The following is an 18,348-nucleotide window of genomic DNA, read 5'->3' as shown; positions in this document are numbered from 1 at the left end:
ACGTTTGAAACGGTCATATCTGATCATTTCGTAAGCGTGCCGGGCGAAGGGGAAGTTCATCATGCACATCGCCAGGGCCGTCCCGGCTTCCACCGTCGTCGATCTGCGGGACCTGGGCGGTATCACCCTGGGCCCCGGCCGGTGCGTGCGCCCGGGGCTCGTGCTGCGCTCCGGCGCGCTCGCCGGGCTGGACGTGGAGCGCGACGCGGCGGTGGCCGCGCTCGGCATCCGCACCGTCGTGGATCTGCGCACCGCCGACGAACGGGCGGCGGCTCCCGACCGGCTGCCCCCCGGCGCGCGGCTGTTCGTCGCCGACGTGCTCGGCGACAACCCGGGCGTCACTCCCGCCCGGCTGCGCGCGCTGCTCGCCGATCCGGCCCTTGCCCAGCGGCTGCTGGGAAACGGCGGGGCGGAGGAACTGTTCGCCGAGACCTATCGGCGGATGGTCCTCTCGCCGTCCGCCGCCGCGGCCTACCGGGCCCTCGTGGAGACGGTCGCCGACGGCGGAGCCCGCCCGGTGCTGTTCCACTGCGCGAACGGCAGGGACCGCACCGGCTGGGCCGCCGCGCTGCTCCTCATGCTGGTCGGGGCGTCACGGGAGGCGGTACGGGCCGAGTTCCTGGCGGTGAACCGGTCCGGGCGGGACGCCCGGGCGCCGTATGTGCAGGGCTTCCTCGACGCGGGCGGCGATCCGGGGATCGCGGCCGCGATCGACGAGGTCCGCCCCCGGTACCTCGATATGGCGCTCGACGCCATGGACGAGCGCTGGGGTGGGCTGGAGGGGTATGTGCGCGACGGGATGCGGATGTCGCCGGCGGCGGTGGAACGGCTGCGGCACGGGCTCGTGATGTCCCTCTGAGCGGATCGCGGCCCGTCCGGGGCGGGCCCCGCTCCGTGGCGCTTGCCGCCGGGCCGGGTGCCGGGGGACGGGTCCCCGTCATGTTCCCGGCGGACCGCATACCCGTGTGCGGGGCGCCCAAGTGCCGCCGCCTGGGCGCCTGCTGAGGTGGTCCGGCAGGCCGCGGGTATCGTGAAAGCAGGACCACGAATCCTCCGGAAGGGGAGTGCGTTGACCGAACGCAAGCCTGCGGGCATGAGTTTCGAATCCTGGGTCGACAAGCAGATTCGCGAATCCGAGCGGAACGGCGACATGTCGAAGCTGCCGGGGTTCGGCAAGCCGCTCGAAAGCATCGCGGCCCCCTACGACGAGAACTGGTGGATCAAGGGGAAGATGCAGCGGGAAGGCGTATCGGTGCTCCCGCCCGCACTGGCGCTGCGCAAGGAGGCGGAGGACGTGCGCGAGGCCGCCCTCGGGGCGCGGACGGAGGCCGAGGTGCGGCGCATGCTGACCGAGGTCAACGAGAAGATCGACGCCGCCCTCAGAATGCCGCCGCCCGGGCCCCTGCTGAACCTCGGGCCGTTCGACATCGACGCCGTGGTCGAGGAGTGGCGCGCGGCGCGTCCGTCGTGACCGGGTGCCCGGTGGGGCCGGGCGGGTGATCGCGACCGCGACCGATGCGTAATACTCGCTGTATGGAACCGAGCATTACGCATCCGATCGGCGGAACGCACGGAGGTGTGTGGATCAGGCGTGCCACCGCACGGGACGCCCGTCGGCTCACCCGGCTGGTCAGGACGTCCCGTGCCTACGAGGGGCACTATGCGGCCATGGTCGCCGGATACCGGGTGGGACCCGACTACATCGAGCACCACAGGGTCTTCGCCGCCGTCGGGACCGACACCGATCGGATCCTCGGCTTCTACGCGCTGATCCTCGCCCCGCCGGAGCTCGACCTCATGTTCGTCGCCGACGACGCGCAGGGGCTCGGCGTGGGGCGACTGCTCATCGGACACCTGCGCGACGAGGCGCGGAGCGCCGGCCTGACCGGAGTACGCGTCGTCTCGCATCCGCCCGCCGAGGGCTTCTACCGGAGCGTGGGCGCCCGGCGCACCGGCACGCTCGCCGCCGCCCCGCCCGCCGTGATGTGGGACCGGCCCGAGCTGCTGCTGCCGGTCGGCCGGGGGGCGTGACACGTGGGGCGGCCGGAGCGGGCCGCAGGCCCTCGCCGGACCCCGTCCCCGTGCCCGATCCCCGCGTGCCGTGCCCCGCCGCGCCGTGACGTGTCCGGTGTCGTGCGCGCTACGGTGTCGTGCGCGTCACGCGGGGAAGCCCCCGTACGGGCGCGTGATGATCTCCATGATGTGACCGACGGGATCGGGGAAGTACACGCCCCGGCCGCCGTCGTTGTGGTTGATCTCGCCCGGACGCTTCTGGTGCGGATCCGCGTAGTACGTGATCCCGAGTTCCTTGACGCGGGCGTACGCGGTGTCGAACTCCGCCTCCGAGACGAGGAAGGCGTAGTGCTGCGTGATGATCGATTCCTCGGGAACGGTCGCGAAGTCCAGGGTGACCCCGTTCGCGGTGGCGAGGGGTATGAACGGGCCCCATTCGTCACCGACTTCCAGCCCCAGTATGTCCGCGAGGAATCCGGCGGACTCGCGGTTGTCCCGGGCGTGGACGATGGTGTGGTTCAACTCGACTGACATGGCGGAATGCCTCCAGCAGGCATCTCCCGGGCACCTCCACACCTTCACCGGGCCGGTGACCGGCGCGCGATGCCGTACTCGGAATTCTAGGCCGCGCCGTCAAGTGGCCGTGATCCGGCCGGAGACGGATCCGGACCGCTCGACGCGGTTCCGGCCGCAGCGGTCCGGCGGCCCGTAGGGTGACCTCACGTACTCTCCGCATCCGGATGGGGCCCGACAGTGAGCTCGCCCTCTCGTTCTTCCCGCGGTTCCGGCGGCCCCGGCACGGACCATCACGAGACACCCGACGAACGTGCGGACCGGCGCTGGACCGAACTGCTCCAGGAACTGAGGGTCGCCCAGACGGGCGTCCAGATCCTCTTCGGCCTCCTGCTCGCCGTCGTCTTCCAGCCACGCTTCGCCGAACTGTCGGACACCGACCGGGCCATCTACGTCGTCACGGTGATGCTGGGATCCGCCACCGCCGCCGCGCTGATCGGTCCGGTTTCGTACCACCGTCTGCTCGCCGGACGGAGGCTCAAGCCGCAGATGGTCACCATGGCGGCCCGGCTCACCCTGGTCGGGCTCGTCCTGCTGTTCTGCACCATGTGCTCGGCGCTGCTGCTCATCCTGCGGGTCGCGCTGCACGACGCGCTCGTCCCGTGGCTGGTCGGCGCGATGGCGTTGTGGTTCCTGACCTGCTGGTTCGTCCTTCCTGTCTGGCTGCTGGCCCGTTCCTCGTCCGCGCGGCTGCCCGGGCGGCCCGGCCCTCCGCGCGAGCGCAGAAGGTGACCATGGTGCGGGACGTTCCGTTTCAGGTCGCGTCGGGGCCCTGGACGTCCGTGACGGTGAAGAGCCCGCCGTCCGGGTCGAGCAGGGTCGCCTCGCCGCCGTCCCCCAGCGGGCGCCGTTCCACCAGGCAGCCGCCGTGCCTCCGGGCCGCCTCCACCGAGGCGTCCAGGTCGGCGACGGGAAAGTGCACCTGCCAGTGCGGGCGGACCAGCGGGTCGGGGGCGGCCTCCACCGCGCCGGAGCTGATCCGGGCCAGCCTGCGCCCCCCGCAGTCGACGATGACCTCGTCCTTCTCGTAGGACACCTCACAGCACCCGGGGCGCCCGCTCGCCCAGTCCAGCACCCCGCCGTAGAAGATCGCGGCGTCGAAGGCGTTCCTGGTGTGCAGGCGCAGCCAGGCGTGCGAGTGGCCGTCCGGCGCGGGTGGCGAGGTCGCGGGCTCGGTGCGCTCCCAGATGCCGAACACCGCGCCGTCGAGGTCCGCCGCCAGTGCGCCGCGCCCCTTCCCGAGCGCGAGCGGTCCCACCGCGACCGTCCCGCTGCGCTCGCGGATGCGCGACGCCGCCGCGTCGGCGTCGGAAACCGCGAAATAGGGGGTCCACGCCACGGCCACGCGGTAGGCGGTCGCCACCGCGCCGATACCGGCCACCGGCACGTCCCCGCGGCGTGCGACGGAGAACTCCTGTCCCAGCCTGCCCGGTCGGAAGCTCCAGCCCAGCACGGCGGCGTAGAAGTGCTGCGCCGATTCCAGGTCGCGGGTCATGAGATTGACCCAGCAGGGTGCTGCGGACCCGGTCAGCGGCGCCGGCATCGACACCGCCCCGGGACGGCTTGCGGTCATGGTCCCACTGCCTCCATCGGTGGTGCGGCCCGCGCGTACCCGCGGCCGTCGGGGCCACACCAGCCTCACCGCGGGCGAACGCACCCGCAACACGCGGCGCCCCCGCGCGCCGCGGGTCCGCGCCGGGAGCCGGCCGGGCGGGCTCCCGTGCCGTGCCCCGACGGGGTCAGTCGCGCTGTTCGCCGGTCTCCCGGTGGATGGCCTCGTTCCCGTGGTCCCCGAGCTCGTAGGGCGACAGGCCCCTGCCGTCGGCCGGGAAACTGTCGTCGCCGTGCACATCGCGTTCCTCGACATGGCTGCGATGGTCGGGGTGCGGCGGCTGCTCGTCGGGGCGCGGTGGCGGCAGTTCCTGGGCCCTGCGCCGCTTGCCCAGCCAGAAGGCGCCGATCAGCATGGCCACCAGCGCGATTCCGATGACGCCCAGCACCGCGCCGATGGCACCCCGCCCGTCGGCGAGGAACAGGGCAAGTGAACCGAGATCTCCGTTCGATACGTCCATGCCTCCCGGATACCCCGGGGGAGAGCCCTCAGTCGGTCATGACGGGGAATTCATGTTTTAAGTGGATATAAACCTTAAAGAGTTTCGGTGGCGTGGAGGCGGTGGTGCGGCGGTGCGGGTTCCGTTCGGGACGAGCCGCGGCCCGCCGACGGCTCGTGTCGCCGTCGCCCGGCCGCGGGGCGAGTCTGGAGACGTCCCCCGATCGCCGGGAGCAGGGCGCGACGGGACCCGTCGCGCGACACGGAGCGGAGGAACCACGGTGAACGGCATCAAGGAGAGGCGGACGGACGACAGTCCGCACGGTCAGGACGTCTCGGTCGTCATCAGCGGCTGCGACACGGCCGACGCGCGCATGGTGTTCGACGCGCTGCGGGCCGCTTTCGCCACCGATCGGGCCTCGGCCGACGTGCCGAGGAAGCTCGCGAGGACGCGCCCCACCGCGTGGGTGGCGACCGTCGATGTCACCGAGGAGCGGGTGGTCTCGGGGCCGGCCCCGCTCGGCGCGCCCCTGTCGATCGATGTGCAGGGCGGCTACTGGGCGGTCGAACGGCTCCGTCGGAGCCTGGCGCACGCCTTCGACGTCCGGGTCGTCGGGACGGTCTCCGGGGACCAGGAGGAAGAGGTGCGTCTCCGCCTGGACAACCGGGACAGCCCCCAGGCCGGGCCGCGGGGTCCCGGGCGCCCGGACCCCGGACCGGGGTCGCGATGAGGGGGCGGCCCGGCAGCGGAGTGGTGCGGCTGCCCGGCAGCGGGGCGATGACCCGGAAATGACACCGTCATCTGGTAGAAAACGGAAAAAATGCCCCCTGAAAGGTGCGAGCGAGTGGACCCCTCACACGGGCGGGACGACGACGCGCGGCAGCCCGGAGCAACCGGAGCCCCCGGTGACCGATCCACCCTGACCCTGCACGTCAACGGCGCCGAGCGGACCCTCACGCTCGATCACCGCACCACGGTCCTCGACGCGCTGCGCGAGCACCTCGACCTCACGGGCGCGAAGAAGGGCTGCGACCACGGACAGTGCGGGGCGTGCACCGTCCTCGTCGACGGGCGGCGCGCCAACAGCTGCCTGCTGCTCGCCGTGGCGTACGACGGGGCCCGCGTCACCACCGTCGAGGGCCTCGCCGACGGCGACCGGCTCCACCCCCTCCAGGAAGCCTTCCTGGACCGCGACGCCCTCCAGTGCGGCTACTGCACTCCCGGCCAGATCTGCTCCGCCGTCGGCATGCTCGACGAGGCGGCGCACGGGTTTCCCTCCCACGCCACCGCACCCACCGCGGCCGCGGCCGCACCGGCCCGGCTCGACGCCGCCGAGATCCGCGAACGGATGAGCGGCAATCTGTGCCGCTGCGGCGCCTACCCGCGCATCGTCGAGGCGATCGGGGACGTGGCGCCGTGAAACCCTTCGCCTACCTCCGTGCCCGGACCGCCGCCGAGGCGGTCCGCGAGAGTTCGGCCCACCCCGGCGCCGCCTTCCTCGGCGGCGGAACCAACCTCGTCGACCTGATGAAACTCGGTGCGCAGACCCCCGACCTGCTCATCGACATCAGCCGGCTGCCACTGGACGAGGTGGCCGACACCGCCGACGGCGGCCTGCGGATCGGCGCGACCGTGCGCAACAGCGACCTGGCCGCCCACCCCGCCGTGCGCACCCGCTACCCCGCGCTGTCCCGGGCGCTGCTGTCCGGGGCCTCCGGACAGCTCCGCAACACCGCGACGACCGGCGGCAACCTGCTCCAGCGCACCCGCTGCCCCTACTTCCAGGACGTCTCCAAGCCGTGCAACAAGCGGGTCCCCGGAAGTGGTTGCCCCGCCCGCGAGGGCGCCCATCGCGACCTCGCCGTACTCGGCCACTCCGAGCACTGCGTCGCCACCTGCCCGTCCGACATGGCCGTCGCCCTGTCCGCCCTCGACGCCACCGTCGAACTCCACGGCCCGGACGGCGAACGGACCGTACCGGCAGCCGAGTTCCACCGGCTGCCGGGCGACACCCCGGACCTGGACACCGAGCTCCGGCCGGGTGAACTCATCACCGGGATCACCCTGCCGCCCCTCCCGGACGGCACGGACTCCCTCTACCGCAAGGTGCGCGACCGCGCCTCGTTCGCCTTCGCCCTCGCCTCCGTCGCCGCCGTGCTGCGCGTCCGCGACGGCCGGATCGCCCATGCGGCGCTGGCCTTCGGCGGGCTCGCCCACCGGCCCTGGCGCGCCCGCCGCGCGGAGGAGGTACTGCGCGGTGCCCCCGCCACCGAGGAGACCTTCGTCCGGGCCGCCGACGCCGAACTCGCGGCGGCCCGGCCGCTGCGCGACAACGCGTTCAAGGTGGACCTGGCCCGGAGCCTGGCCGTCGACGCGCTGTCCGAACTCGCCGCCGACGGGCGGAACAACCGCAGCCACGCCGACCCGCAGACCTGAGGACCCCGCCATGAGCCAGGCACCTCCACCGCTGGGCAGCCCCGTCGTCCGCCACGAGGGCCGGGACAAGGTCACCGGCGCCGCCCGCTACGCCGCCGAACACACCCCGCCCGGCTGCCTGTACGGCAGGCCCGTGCCGGCCACCGTCGCCCGCGGCCGCGTCCGCTCCGTCCACCCGGGGGAGGCCCTCGCCCTGCCGGGTGTGCGCGCCGTCCTCACCCACGACAACGCCCCGACGCTGAAGGAGCCCGACGACCCGATCCTCGCCGTCCTCCAGGACGACCGGGTTCCGCACCGGGGCTGGTACGTCGCCCTGGTGGTCGCGGACACCCCCGAACAGGCCCGTGCCGGGGCCGCGGCCCTGCGGATCGCCTACGACACCGCCCCGCACGACGTCCTGCTGACCGCGAACCGTTCCGGGCTGTACACCCCGGAGACGGTCAACGGCGGCTACCCCGCCGTGCGGCGGCGCGGCGACGCCGAACGCGCCTTCGGCACGGCACCCGTCCAGATCGACGCGACCTACACCACCGGACCGCTGCACAACCACCCGATGGAACCGCACGCCACCACGGCATGGTGGACGGACGACGGACACCTGACCGTCCACGACTCCAGCCAGGGCTCCACCACGGTCCGCGACAGCCTCGCCGCCGCGTTCGGTCTCCGCCCGGAGCAGGTCACCGCGGTCTCCGAGCACGTCGGCGGCGGTTTCGGTTCCAAGGGCACCCCGCGCCCGCAGACCATCCTGGCCGCCATGGCCGCACTCCGCACCGGACACCCCGTCAAGGTCGCCCTGCCCCGACGGCAGATGCCGGCCGTCGTCGGCCACCGCGCGCCCACCGTCCAGCGGATCAGGCTCGGCGCCGAGGACGACGGCACCCTCACCTCGATCGTCCACGAGGCCGACACCCACACCTCCACGATCAAGGAGTTCGTGGAGCAGGCGGCCGTGCCGACCCGGATGATGTACGGCTCCGCGTGCAGCCGCACCGCCCACCGGGTGGTCGCCCTGGACGTGCCGAGCCCGTCCTGGATGCGGGCACCGGGCGAGGCCCCGGGCATGTACGCCCTGGAGTCCGCCATGGACGAACTCGCCTCGGCCCTCGGCATGGACCCGATCGAACTGCGCCTGCGCAACGATCCCGTGGACGATCCCGAGTCCGGCCGCCCGTTCAGCAGCCGCGGCCTCGCCGCCTGCCTGGAGGAGGGGGCCGCCCGCTTCGGCTGGCGCGACCGCGACCCGCGCCCCGCCGTCCACGAGGAGGGGCCGCTGCTCATCGGCACGGGCGTCGCCTCCGCCACCTACCCCGTGTACATCTCGGCCTCCGGCGCCTCGGCGCACGCGGCCCCCGACGGTACGTACCACGTCCGGGTGAACGCCACCGACATCGGCACCGGCGCCCGCACCGTGATCGCGCAGATCGCGGCCGCAGCGCTGGACACCCCGTTGACGCGCGTACGGATCGACATCGGCAGCAGCGAGCTGCCCGACGCCCCGCTGGCCGGGGGCTCCTCCGGCACGGCCTCCTGGGGCTGGGCCGTGCACAAGGCATGTACCGGCCTCCTGCGGGAACTGCGCGCACACACCGGGCCGCTTCCCCCCGAAGGCCTGACGGTCGTCGCCGACACCGGGCGGGAGACCGCCGCGGAGCCACCGTACGCCCGGCACGCGTTCGGCGCCCACTTCGCGGAGGTCGCCGTCGACTCCCGGACCGGCGAGACACGGGTCCGGCGGATGCTCGGCGTCTTCGCCGCCGGCCGCATCCTCAATCCCCGTACCGCGCGATCCCAGTTCATCGGAGGGATGACGATGGGAATCGGCATGGCCCTGACCGAGGCCTGCGCCCTGGACCCCGGCTTCGGCGACTTCGTCGAGAACGACCTCGCCTCCTACCACGTGCCGGTCTGCGCCGACGTGCCGCGGATCGAGGCGCACTGGATCGACGAGCACGACCCGCACCTCAATCCGATGGGCAGCAAGGGCATCGGCGAGATCGGCATCGTGGGTGCGGCGGCGGCCGTCGGCAACGCCGTCCGGCACGCCACCGGCGTCCGGTTGCGCTCCCTTCCGCTCACCCCGGACACGCTGCTGCCGTATCTGCTCTGACCCGCCCGCCCGCGATGTGTGACCGGCGCCACATTCTCGTGTTGCGGGAACCGCCCGACCGGGTCACTCTGTGGAGTGACCCAGAAGTGACATCTGCTCACTCTTCGTGTTCGGGGGTCGTTGGTTCGATGAGGCGAAGTCAGTGGGCCTCGATGTGAGGAGCCTCGACGATGACCGTTCCACTCGACCGGCACTATCTGGTCGAATTCCAGGTTTCGGCAGAGCGTGTTTCGCAACTGCGGCGGATCATCGCCGCGCACCTCCGCCACTGGAGTCTCGAACTCCACGTCCGCCCCGTGTGCCGGGGCGTGGAGGAGCTGCTGACCAATGTCCACCGGCATGTCGGTGACGACAACAACTGTGTCGTCGAACTCCGCTGGTCGGGGCGGCATCTCACGGTCTCCGTCGCCGACAACAGCGCCGAGATGCCGCGGCTGCTCGGCAACGGGGGCGGCGGTCTCAGCCGTGTCATGGCGCTGAGCGACAGCTGGGGGACCTGCCGCACCACCGAGGGCAAGGTGGTGTGGTTCACCCGGTACGCGAAGGAACCGCGCACCGCGGAGACGGTGCCTCCGGCGCCGCTGCCCGGAGGGCGGGAGTCCCGCCGGCCGCCCGTCGCCGTCCCGGACGCGGCCGCCGCGACCACGACGTCGTCCGGCGCCGCTCCCGTTCTCGTCTGAGCCCGGCACCGGCACAGGTCCCGTCGGCTCACCCACGCCCCACCGGCGCGGTCCGTGCGTGCCGCACCGCACACGGACCGCGCCGGTGGGGCGTGACGGGGCCCGCGTTGCGGCGGGGCGCACGGCGCGGCACGGTCGAAGTACCGAGGCAAGGAGAGCACAGCCATGCCCATCGCGACGGTCAACCCCGCGAACGGCGAGACCCTCAGAACGTTCGAGGCGCTGGGGCCGGCGGAGATCGAGCAACGGCTCGCCGCCGCCGAAACCGCCTTCCGGCACTACCGCACCACCGGATTCGACGAGCGGGCCCGTCTGCTCGGCCTGGCCGCCGACCTGCTCGACGAGGACCGGCGGGACATCGCGCGCACCATGACCACCGAAATGGGCAAACCCCTCGCGGCCGCCCGCGCGGAGGCCGCCAAATGTGCCAGGGCGATGCGCTGGTACGCGGCCCACGCCGAGGAACTCCTCGCGGACGAGTACCCCGCACCGGCCGACGTCGCGGACTCCGGCGCACTGGCGGCCCGCGTCCACTACCGGCCGCTGGGTGCCGTCCTCGCCGTGATGCCGTGGAACTTCCCGCTCTGGCAGGTCGTACGGTTCGCCGCCCCCGCGCTGATGGCCGGGAACGTCGCCCTGCTCAAGCACGCGTCCAACGTCCCGCAGACGGCCCTCTACCTGGAGGGCCTGTTCCGCCGGGCCGGCTACCCGACGGGATGTTTCCAGACCCTGCTCGTGGGCTCCGGCGCCGTCGAGGCGATCCTGCGCGACCCCCGGGTCGCCGCCGCCACCCTCACCGGCAGCGAGCCGGCCGGACGCTCCGTCGCGTCGATCGCCGGCGACGAGGTGAAGCACACCGTCCTGGAACTGGGCGGCAGCGACCCGTACCTCGTCCTGCCGTCGGCCGACGTGGCGCGGGCGGCGCGCACCGCCGTGACCGCCAGGGTGCAGAACAACGGCCAGTCGTGCATCGCCGCCAAACGCTTCATCGTGCACACGCAGGTCTACGAGGAGTTCGCCGAACGCTTCACCGTGGGCATGCGGGACCTGACGGTCGGCGACCCGATGAAGGACTCCACCGACGTCGGACCGCTCTCCGGCGAACGGGGCCGCGCGGACCTGGAGGAGCTGGTGGACGACGCGGTACGGCAGGGGGCGAGCGTGCTGTGCGGCGGGTCCAGGCCCGAGGGGCTGGACCCGGAACTGGCGAACGGCTGGTTCTACGCCCCCACCGTCCTCGCCGGGATCACCCCCGCGATGCGCATCCACCGGGAGGAGGCCTTCGGTCCCGTCGCGACGCTGTACCGCGTGGAATCACTGGAGGAGGCGGTGGCCCTCGCCAACGACAGCCCGTTCGGCCTCAGTTCCAACGTGTGGACCCGCGACGCCGACGAGACCCGCCGCTGCGTGCGCGACCTGGAGGCGGGCGGCGTCTTCTTCAACGGCATGACCGCCTCCCATCCCGCGCTGCCGTTCGGCGGTGTCAAGCGCTCCGGCTACGGCCGCGAACTCGCCGGCCACGGCATCCGGGAGTTCTGCAACGCGACCACGGTCTGGTACGGCCCCGAGGCCGCCGACGCCCCGGCCAGGACGATCTGAGAGGCGGGCAGCATGAACCACGCCGCCCACCGGGCGACCGCAGCCGGGCCCTCGGACGAGGAGATCGCCGCCCTCGACGCACACTGGCGGGCCGCCAACTACCTGACCGTCGGCCAGATCTACCTCAGGGCCAACCCGCTCCTGACCGAGCCGCTGGCCCGGGAGCACATCAAGCCGCGCCTGCTCGGCCACTGGGGCACCTCACCCGGACTCAACCTGGTCCACACCCATCTCAACCGCGTCATCACCTCCCGCGGCGTCCGGGCGCTGTGCGTCTGGGGCCCCGGCCACGGCGGGCCAGCCGTCCTCGCCAACTCCTGGCTGGAGGGCAGCTACGCGCAGACGTACCCGGACGTCGGCCGGGACGCGCGCGGGATGGGGCGGCTGTTCGAGCAGTTCTCCTTCCCCGGCGGGGTGCCCAGCCACGTGGCGCCCGAGACCCCCGGCTCCATCCACGAGGGCGGCGAACTCGGCTACGCGCTCACCCACGCCTACGGCGCCGCCCTCGACCACCCGGACCTGCTGGTCGTCTGCGTCATCGGGGACGGCGAGGCCGAGACCGGCCCGCTCGCCGCGTCCTGGCACTCCAACAAGTTCCTCGACCCGGTGCACGACGGAGCCGTCCTCCCGATCCTCCACCTCAACGGCTACAAGATCGCCAACCCGACCGTTCTCGCCCGCCTCCCCGAGACCGAACTCGACGCACTGCTGCGCGGATACGGGCACGACCCCCTCTACGTCGACGGCGACGACCCGCTCACCGTCCACCGGGCGATGGCCGCCGCGACGGACCTGGCCGTCGACCGCGTCCGGGAGCTCCAGACCGCCGCCCGTGCCGGCACCGGCGCCGGGCGCCCGCACTGGCCGATGATCGTGCTGCGCACCCCCAAGGGCTGGACCGGACCGGCCGAGGTCGACGGTGTGCCCGTGGAAGGCACCTGGCGCGCCCATCAGGTGCCGCTGCCCGGCGTCCGCGACAACCCCGACCACCTGCGGCAGCTTGAGGCGTGGATGCGCTCCTACCGGCCGGAGGAACTCTTCGACGCACAGGGGCGCCCCACCGCCCGGGTGCTCGGCTGCGTGCCCGAGGGCGAGGCCCGGCTCGGCGCGACCCCGTACGCGAACGGCGGTCTGCTCCTGCGCGAGCTGCCCCTCCCACCGCTCGACGAGCACGCCGTCGCCGTCGACCGGCCCGGTACCGTGCTGCACGAACCGACCCGGGTGCTCGGCGGACTGCTGGAGGCCGTCATGGCCGCCACCGCCGAACGCCGAGACTTCCGCGTGATGGGCCCCGACGAAACTGCCTCGAACCGGCTCGACGCCCTCTACGGAGCGACCGGCAAGGCCTGGCAGGAAGGGCTCCTGCCGACCGACGAGCACCTCTCCCGCGACGGCCGCGTCATGGAGGTGCTCTCGGAACACCTCTGCCAGGGGTGGCTGGAGGGATACCTCCTCACCGGACGGCACGGCCTGTTCTCCTGCTACGAGGCGTTCGCCCACATCGTCGACTCGATGGTCAACCAGCACATCAAATGGCTCAGGACCTCCCGCAGGCTGTCCTGGCGCCGCCCCGTCGCCTCGCTCAACTACCTGCTCACCTCGCACGTCTGGCGCCAGGACCACAACGGGTTCTCCCACCAGGACCCCGGATTCGTCGACAACGTCCTCAACAAGAGCCCCGAGGTCGTCCGGGTCTACCTGCCGCCGGACGCCAACACCCTGCTCTGCGTCGCCGACCACGCCCTGCGCAGCCGCGACCACGTCAACGTGATCGTGGCCGGCAAGCAGCCGACCTTCGACTGGCTCACCCTGGACCGGGCCCGCGCGCACTGCGCCCGCGGGGTCGGCGTGTGGGAGTGGGCGGGCACCGAGGACGGCGGCCGCGAACCGGACGCGGTGCTCGCCTGCGCCGGGGACGTGCCCACCCTGGAGACGCTGGCCGCCGCCGATCTCCTCCGCCGCCATCTGCCGGAACTGGCCGTACGGGTGGTCAACGTGGTCGACATGACGCGGCTGCTGCCCCGTGAGGAACATCCGCACGGCATGCCCGACCCGGAGTACGACGCGGTGTTCACCAGGGACGCCCCGGTGATCTTCGCCTACCACGGCTATCCCTGGCTCATCCACCGGCTGGCCTACCGGCGGGCCGGTCACGCCCACCTGCACGTACGGGGCTACAAGGAGGAGGGCACCACCACCACGCCCTTCGACATGGTGGTCCGCAACGACCTGGACCGCTTCCGCCTGGTCATGGACGTCATCGACCGGGTGCCGGGACTCGGGGTCCGGGCCGTGGCCGTGCGCCAGACGATGGCCGACGCCCGCACCCGCCACCACGCGTGGATCCGGGAACACGGTGTGGACCTGCCCGAGGTGGCCGACTGGACCCGGGGCGGCTGAGGCCGGGCGTCACCGGCCGCCGGACCCGTACGCGGCCCGGCGGCCGGTGACGCGGGAGCCGGTGACGCGAGTTCCGGCCGCGGGACGGGAACTCAGCGGCCGAGCGCGCGCGCCAGCTGGTCCTTCGTCATGTTCGAACGGCCGTGGACGTTCTTCTTCCTGGCCTCTTCGTAGAGCTGGTCGCGGGTGGGGCCAGCGGCCCCGCCGTGGGAGCGGAGCCCGCCGCGTCGCGCGGAGGACATGTCGTCGAGGGACGTGCGGCTCGCGGTTCTCGACTCGCCGGCGCGGGCGCGCTCCTTGTTGACCGTGCGCGCGGCGATCTCCTCGGCCCGGTCCTCGCTCACCCCGCGCTCCTGCGCGCTCTCCTTGATGTGTTCGTACTGCCGTTCCCGTTTGGCACTGGATCCACGTGGCACGGTGCGCTCACTCCTCTCCGCGGGATCGCCCCCGGAGCCGTTCCGCGACTCCTGCGGGGCCCACTCCAGTGTCCCAGTGCCCCCGCGGTCCCGCACGCCTGCCGTGCGACGACGGGTGGGTGCCGATGTGCCCTCGCGGCACATCGGCACCCACCCGGCGGGACCGCTTCTACCAGATGGACCCGACCCACTCGGGGTGGTCGATGAACGGGTTCCTGTTGTGCTGGTACTTGTCGAATATGACGTCGTTGCGCCGCTTCTCGAAGGCGTCCGGCGGGTCCTGCTGGCTCCACGCCTTCAGGACCGAGAGACGGCCGATGTTCGGGGCCGATCCGTTCGACACCCGGTCGTTGGGCTCCAGGTCGGCCCAGCCGTCGTCGCCCTCGTAGCGCACCGCCATGTAGAGGATCATGCGGGCCACGTCGCCCTTGACCGCGTCGCGCGGTTCGAAGGAGTCGCTGTCGGTGTAGTTGCCCGGTGCGCCGCTGACCGCGCTGCCGCCGTTGTCGAAGTCCTTGTTGCCGCGGATGGAGTTGACCTGGACGTCCTCCGGCCGCAGATGGTGGACATCGGTTCCGGGCCCGGTGGCGGTACCGAAGTTGCCGTGGGACTTGGCCCATACGTGCTCGCGGTTCCACTGGCCGACCGAGCCGCCGCTGTTGTTCTTGGATATCGAGCGCCCGGAGTAGAGGAGCACCACGTTGGAGGAGTTGGCGGGGTCCTGGTCGGTGTCCTTGAGCGCGTCCCAGACCTGGCTGTAGGAGATCTTGGTCTGCTTGCTGATGATCGTGTGCAGGGCGCTCTTGAGCGCCGTGCCGGACTTGCCGATCGCGTCCTGGTAGTACGAGTCGTCGAGCGTCCGCAGCGGCGTCGCGGAGGCGGGAGCGGTCCCGGCGGTGGCTGCCGGGGCGGCGGCCGCGGTGCCGGCGAGCACGGCGAACGCGGCGAGCGTCGCCAGGAGCGGGCGTCGATGACGCGGATGAAGACGGGACATGTGGGGTGTCCTCTCCGGAAAAGCGGGCGCCGCGACACCGGTCACATGGTGGGGGCGGAGCCGCGGCGGTCCTGTCGTTCGTGGTCAGCGGGAGCCTTCCACACGCACCGTGACCATGGTGTGAACGCTGCGTACCTATCATGTGCAGGTCAAGTGAGGGCCGTTGCCGGTGCCGGGAACGGGACGTGGGGGCATCGGATGCGACGGCTCGGGCGCGGGGCGAGAATGACCGAAAGGACGAGGAGGCGGCATGAGCGACGAGCCCGAATCCATATCCGCAGTCCGGGGAGTGACCCCCGACAGCCTCTTGCACACGGGCGGCAGCGACCATCCGTCCGCGGAGGACCTGGTGCTCGCCTCCGGGCGGGACCTGACCCCGGAGAACCTCCAGTGGGCCGAGGGCCGGCTCGCCAGGGAGGGCCGATCGGCGATCGACAAGACGCTGCCGTAGGGAGCGGAGCCCGGCGGCCGGTGGCGGGGAGTGTGCGGGCGCTCCCCGCGGCTCGGCTAGCCTGGGTGCACGATGAACCGTTTGACGACGTCAGGGGCCGGTTACCGGCTGGCCCGTTTCCCCGAGCACCCGCGCGACCCGTTCCGCGCCTGGGACGCCGCCGACGAGTACCTGCTGCGGCGGCTGGAGGGGGAGACGGACGAGTCGGAGCGCGTCGACCTGTCGGGAACCCTGGCCGTGGTGGGTGACCGTTGGGGCGCCCTGAGCACCGTCCTGGCGGGACACCGGCCCGTGCAGATCACCGATTCCTACCTGGCGCAGCGTGCCACCCGCGCCAACCTGGAGCGCAACGGCGCCGCCCCGGACGCGGTACGCCTGCTGTCGACCAGGGACACCCCGCCCGGCCGGATCGACGTCCTGCTGGTGCGTGTACCCAAGAGCCTCGCGCTCCTGGAGGACCAACTGCACCGGCTGGCACCGGCCGTCCACGCGGACACCGTCGTCATCGGCGCCGGCATGGTCAAGGAGATCCACACCTCCACCCTCAGGCTCTTCGAGCGGATCATCGGCCCGACCCGTACCTCTCTCGCGGTCAAGAAGGCCCGGCTCATCTTCTGCGCCCCCGACCCGGCGGTATCCCGCACCCCCAGCCCCTGGCCGTACCGGTACGACCTGCCCGGGGACATCGGCCCGGCCTCGGGCCGCACGGTCACCAACCACGCCGGGATCTTCTGCGCCGAGCGCCTCGACATCGGCACCCGTTTCTTCCTCGGCCACCTCCCGGAGCGCAGCGGCCCCGACCGGGTCGTCGACCTCGGCTGCGGCAACGGCGTCGTCGGCCTGTCCGCCGCACTCGCCAACCCCGCGGCGCGGGTCACCTTCGTCGACGAGTCGTACCAGGCGGTCGCCTCCGCCGAGGAGACCTTCCGGGCCAACACCGGTCCCGGCGCCGAGGCCGACTTCGTGGTCGGCGACGGTCTGGCGCAGATGCCGCCCGCCAGCGTGGACCTGGTGCTCAACAACCCGCCGTTCCACTCCCACCAGGCCACCACCGACGCCACGGCCCGCACCATGTTCCACGGCGCGCACGCCGCGCTGCGCCCGGGCGGCGAACTGTGGGTCGTCGGCAATCGGCACCTCGGCCATCACCTCCGGCTGCGCCGGATCTTCGGCAACTGCGCCACGGTCGCGGGGGACCCGAAATTCGTCGTCCTGCGAGCCGTCAAACGCTGACCGGGGCCGGGCGTGCCACGCCCCTTCCGGATTCTTGCAACACGTTCTACTGTGTGCGCCGCCGCACACGGACGACGCGACCGCGAGACTCCCGGAGGGGCCGTGCACCTCGAATACACGCCTGAGCAGCAGCAGTTGCGCACCGAACTGCGCGAGTACTTCGCCGCGCTGATTCCCGACGACGCCTCCGTCCGGTACTTCGACCCCGCGGCTCAGAAGACGTTCTACCGCGAGACCATTCGGCGCCTGGGAACCGACCGCTGGCTCGGGGTCGGCTGGCCCGAGGAGTACGGCGGCCGGGGCATGTCCCCGATGGAGCAGTTCATCTTCTTCGACGAGGCGGCCCAGGCAGGCGTCCCGCTGCCGCTGATGGCCCTCAACACCGTCGGTCCGACGATCATGCGGTTCGGCACCGCCGAGCAGAAGGCGTTCTTCCTGCCGAAGATCCTCGCCGGGGAGATCGACTTCGCCATCGGCTACAGCGAACCCGACGCGGGCACCGACCTGGCCGCGCTGAGGACCAGGGCCGTGCGCGACGGCGACACCTACGTCGTCGACGGACAGAAGATCTGGACCACCAACGGTGACACCGCCGACTGGGTCTGGCTCGCCGTCCGCACCGATCCGGAGGCGCCCCCGCACAAGGGCATCACCATGCTGCTCGTCCCGACCACGGACCCCGGCTACTCCTGCACCCTGATCAACACCCTCGCCTCGCACGACACCACCGCCAGCTACTACGAGAACGTCCGCGTCCCCGTCTCCCACCGGGTCGGCGACGAGAACAAGGGCTGGCGGCTGATCACCAATCAGCTCAACCACGAGCGCGTCACTCTCGCCGCCCACGGCACCATGGCCGTCCGCGCCCTCCACGACGTCCGCCGCTGGTGCGCGGGGACCCGGCTCGCCGACGGCCGCCGCGTCATCGACCTCGGCTGGGTCCGCACCCTCCTCGCCCGCACCCACACCAGGCTCGACGCCATGAAGCTGCTCAACTGGCAGATGGTCTCCGCCGTCCAGGACGGAACCCTCACCCCGCAGGACGCCTCCGCCGTCAAGGTCTACGGCTCCGAGGCGCGACGCGACGCCTACGCCTGGCTGATGGAGGCCGTCGGCTCGGCCGGACCGCTCAAGGAGGGCTCCGCCGGTGCCGTGCTCCACGGTGAACTGGAACGCGGCTACCGGTCCGCCGTGATCTTCACCTTCGGCGGCGGGAACAACGAGATCCAGCGCGAGATCATCTCGTGGATCGGCCTGGGGATGCCGCGCGTACGACGGTGAGTGCCCGCGACCGGGCCTCCCGTCCGGCACCGGACCGGGCCCGCGGGCCGCGCCCGGCGCTCCGGGCCCCATCCGTGCCCGGGAGGGGGAACCGGGTTGCGGTGGGGCCGG

At 72.3% G+C, this 18,348-nt stretch carries 19 protein-coding genes; 14 read left to right on the top strand and 5 right to left on the bottom strand.

All coding sequences use genetic code 11. From position 1 onward, the window contains the following. Positions 1-61 precede the first annotated feature (61 nt). The 3 genes from ACF1CT_RS16855 to ACF1CT_RS16845 all read left to right on the top strand — a co-directional run bounded on the left by ACF1CT_RS16855 (position 62) and on the right by ACF1CT_RS16845 (position 2,031). Positions 62-859 (top strand): tyrosine-protein phosphatase, encoded by a 798-nt coding sequence (locus ACF1CT_RS16855; RefSeq protein WP_391784598.1) that lies wholly within the window; start codon positions 62-64, stop codon positions 857-859. A gap of 210 nt (positions 860-1,069) precedes the next feature. Then, a complete protein-coding gene (locus ACF1CT_RS16850) occupies positions 1,070-1,471 on the top strand; it encodes a DUF1992 domain-containing protein (protein ID WP_391784597.1) in 402 nt (133 codons plus the stop codon). Between the two features lie 62 nt (positions 1,472-1,533). Further along, on the top strand, positions 1,534-2,031 hold the full coding sequence (locus ACF1CT_RS16845; RefSeq protein ID WP_391784596.1) for a GNAT family N-acetyltransferase: 498 nt from the start codon (positions 1,534-1,536) through the stop codon (positions 2,029-2,031). A 126-nt stretch (positions 2,032-2,157) separates the two neighbouring features. Here ACF1CT_RS16845 and ACF1CT_RS16840 read toward each other — a convergent pair whose 3' ends face one another. Continuing rightward, the gene (locus ACF1CT_RS16840; RefSeq protein WP_391784595.1) at positions 2,158-2,547 is read right to left on the bottom strand and encodes a VOC family protein; all 390 of its coding nucleotides are present in this window, start codon (positions 2,545-2,547) and stop codon (positions 2,158-2,160) included. Positions 2,548-2,766: 219 nt separating this feature from the next. Between ACF1CT_RS16840 and ACF1CT_RS16835 the strand changes: the two genes are divergently transcribed. Beyond that, positions 2,767-3,318 carry a DUF6328 family protein gene (locus ACF1CT_RS16835; RefSeq protein WP_391784594.1) on the top strand — a complete coding sequence of 184 codons (552 nt, stop codon included), beginning with the start codon at positions 2,767-2,769 and terminating at the stop codon, positions 3,316-3,318. Between the two features lie 22 nt (positions 3,319-3,340). On the opposite strand, the gene ACF1CT_RS16830 is transcribed toward ACF1CT_RS16835, so the two are convergent. Next, positions 3,341-4,159: a VOC family protein gene (locus ACF1CT_RS16830; RefSeq protein ID WP_391784593.1), complete on the bottom strand. Its 819-nt coding sequence runs from the start codon at positions 4,157-4,159 to the stop codon at positions 3,341-3,343. Positions 4,160-4,325: 166 nt separating this feature from the next. Continuing rightward, complete coding sequence (locus ACF1CT_RS16825) at positions 4,326-4,658, bottom strand: DUF6479 family protein (RefSeq protein WP_391784592.1); 333 nt, start codon at positions 4,656-4,658, stop codon at positions 4,326-4,328. A 259-nt stretch (positions 4,659-4,917) separates the two neighbouring features. On the opposite strand from ACF1CT_RS16825, the gene ACF1CT_RS16820 reads away from it, so the two are divergent. The 7 genes from ACF1CT_RS16820 to ACF1CT_RS16790 all read left to right on the top strand — a co-directional run bounded on the left by ACF1CT_RS16820 (position 4,918) and on the right by ACF1CT_RS16790 (position 13,862). Next, entirely contained in the window at positions 4,918-5,367 is a 450-nt protein-coding gene (locus ACF1CT_RS16820; RefSeq protein ID WP_391784591.1) for a hypothetical protein, read from the top strand. A 189-nt stretch (positions 5,368-5,556) separates the two neighbouring features. After that, entirely contained in the window at positions 5,557-6,057 is a 501-nt protein-coding gene (locus tag ACF1CT_RS16815; RefSeq protein WP_391784756.1) for a 2Fe-2S iron-sulfur cluster-binding protein, read from the top strand. After that, positions 6,054-7,073, top strand: a complete 1,020-nt coding sequence (locus tag ACF1CT_RS16810; RefSeq protein WP_391784590.1) for an FAD binding domain-containing protein — start codon at positions 6,054-6,056, stop codon at positions 7,071-7,073. Before ACF1CT_RS16815 ends, ACF1CT_RS16810 begins: the two co-directional genes overlap by 4 nt. Before the next feature lie 10 nt (positions 7,074-7,083). After that, positions 7,084-9,183, top strand: a complete 2,100-nt coding sequence (locus ACF1CT_RS16805) for a xanthine dehydrogenase family protein molybdopterin-binding subunit (RefSeq protein ID WP_391784589.1) — start codon at positions 7,084-7,086, stop codon at positions 9,181-9,183. Positions 9,184-9,353: 170 nt separating this feature from the next. Then, the gene (locus tag ACF1CT_RS16800; RefSeq protein ID WP_391784588.1) at positions 9,354-9,863 is read left to right on the top strand and encodes an ATP-binding protein; all 510 of its coding nucleotides are present in this window, start codon (positions 9,354-9,356) and stop codon (positions 9,861-9,863) included. A gap of 165 nt (positions 9,864-10,028) precedes the next feature. Further along, on the top strand, positions 10,029-11,462 hold the full coding sequence (locus ACF1CT_RS16795; RefSeq protein WP_391784587.1) for an NADP-dependent succinic semialdehyde dehydrogenase: 1,434 nt from the start codon (positions 10,029-10,031) through the stop codon (positions 11,460-11,462). Positions 11,463-11,474: 12 nt separating this feature from the next. Beyond that, positions 11,475-13,862 (top strand): phosphoketolase, encoded by a 2,388-nt coding sequence (locus tag ACF1CT_RS16790; RefSeq protein ID WP_391784586.1) that lies wholly within the window; start codon positions 11,475-11,477, stop codon positions 13,860-13,862. Positions 13,863-13,954: 92 nt separating this feature from the next. Here ACF1CT_RS16790 and ACF1CT_RS16785 read toward each other — a convergent pair whose 3' ends face one another. Continuing rightward, positions 13,955-14,278: a plasmid stabilization protein gene (locus ACF1CT_RS16785; protein WP_391784585.1), complete on the bottom strand. Its 324-nt coding sequence runs from the start codon at positions 14,276-14,278 to the stop codon at positions 13,955-13,957. 169 nt (positions 14,279-14,447) lie between these two features. Beyond that, the gene (locus ACF1CT_RS16780) at positions 14,448-15,272 is read right to left on the bottom strand and encodes an endonuclease I family protein (protein WP_391784584.1); all 825 of its coding nucleotides are present in this window, start codon (positions 15,270-15,272) and stop codon (positions 14,448-14,450) included. A gap of 250 nt (positions 15,273-15,522) precedes the next feature. On the opposite strand from ACF1CT_RS16780, the gene ACF1CT_RS16775 reads away from it, so the two are divergent. The 3 genes from ACF1CT_RS16775 (at position 15,523) to ACF1CT_RS16765 (ending at position 18,237) form a co-directional block, all read left to right on the top strand. Further along, complete coding sequence (locus tag ACF1CT_RS16775) at positions 15,523-15,723, top strand: hypothetical protein (RefSeq protein ID WP_391784583.1); 201 nt, start codon at positions 15,523-15,525, stop codon at positions 15,721-15,723. 72 nt (positions 15,724-15,795) lie between these two features. Further along, the gene (locus tag ACF1CT_RS16770) at positions 15,796-16,956 is read left to right on the top strand and encodes a methyltransferase (protein ID WP_391784582.1); all 1,161 of its coding nucleotides are present in this window, start codon (positions 15,796-15,798) and stop codon (positions 16,954-16,956) included. A 102-nt stretch (positions 16,957-17,058) separates the two neighbouring features. Then, positions 17,059-18,237, top strand: a complete 1,179-nt coding sequence (locus ACF1CT_RS16765) for an acyl-CoA dehydrogenase family protein (RefSeq protein WP_391784581.1) — start codon at positions 17,059-17,061, stop codon at positions 18,235-18,237. Positions 18,238-18,348 lie beyond the last annotated feature (111 nt).

The sequence above is a fragment of the Streptomyces sp. NPDC014734 genome (assembly GCF_043083325.1).
GTDB lineage: Bacteria > Actinomycetota > Actinomycetes > Streptomycetales > Streptomycetaceae > Streptomyces.
Note: the sequence above shows the minus strand (reverse complement) of the source record. Positions and strands in the feature narration are given on the sequence as shown.

Bases quoted from the DNA above. Each gene is read 5' to 3' on its own strand.
- ACF1CT_RS16855 (WP_391784598.1), top strand. From the start codon at position 62: ATGCACATCGCCAGGGCCGTCCCGGCTTCCACCGTCGTCGATCTGCGG.
- ACF1CT_RS16845 (WP_391784596.1), top strand. From the start codon at position 1,534: ATGGAACCGAGCATTACGCATCCGATCGGCGGAACGCACGGAGGTGTG.
- ACF1CT_RS16840 (WP_391784595.1), bottom strand. From the start codon at position 2,547: ATGTCAGTCGAGTTGAACCACACCATCGTCCACGCCCGGGACAACCGC.
- ACF1CT_RS16830 (WP_391784593.1), bottom strand. From the start codon at position 4,159: ATGACCGCAAGCCGTCCCGGGGCGGTGTCGATGCCGGCGCCGCTGACC.
- ACF1CT_RS16825 (WP_391784592.1), bottom strand. From the start codon at position 4,658: ATGGACGTATCGAACGGAGATCTCGGTTCACTTGCCCTGTTCCTCGCC.
- ACF1CT_RS16805 (WP_391784589.1), top strand. From the start codon at position 7,084: ATGAGCCAGGCACCTCCACCGCTGGGCAGCCCCGTCGTCCGCCACGAG.
- ACF1CT_RS16800 (WP_391784588.1), top strand. From the start codon at position 9,354: ATGACCGTTCCACTCGACCGGCACTATCTGGTCGAATTCCAGGTTTCG.
- ACF1CT_RS16795 (WP_391784587.1), top strand. From the start codon at position 10,029: ATGCCCATCGCGACGGTCAACCCCGCGAACGGCGAGACCCTCAGAACG.
- ACF1CT_RS16790 (WP_391784586.1), top strand. From the start codon at position 11,475: ATGAACCACGCCGCCCACCGGGCGACCGCAGCCGGGCCCTCGGACGAG.
- ACF1CT_RS16780 (WP_391784584.1), bottom strand. From the start codon at position 15,272: ATGTCCCGTCTTCATCCGCGTCATCGACGCCCGCTCCTGGCGACGCTC.
- ACF1CT_RS16775 (WP_391784583.1), top strand. From the start codon at position 15,523: ATGAGCGACGAGCCCGAATCCATATCCGCAGTCCGGGGAGTGACCCCC.
- ACF1CT_RS16770 (WP_391784582.1), top strand. From the start codon at position 15,796: ATGAACCGTTTGACGACGTCAGGGGCCGGTTACCGGCTGGCCCGTTTC.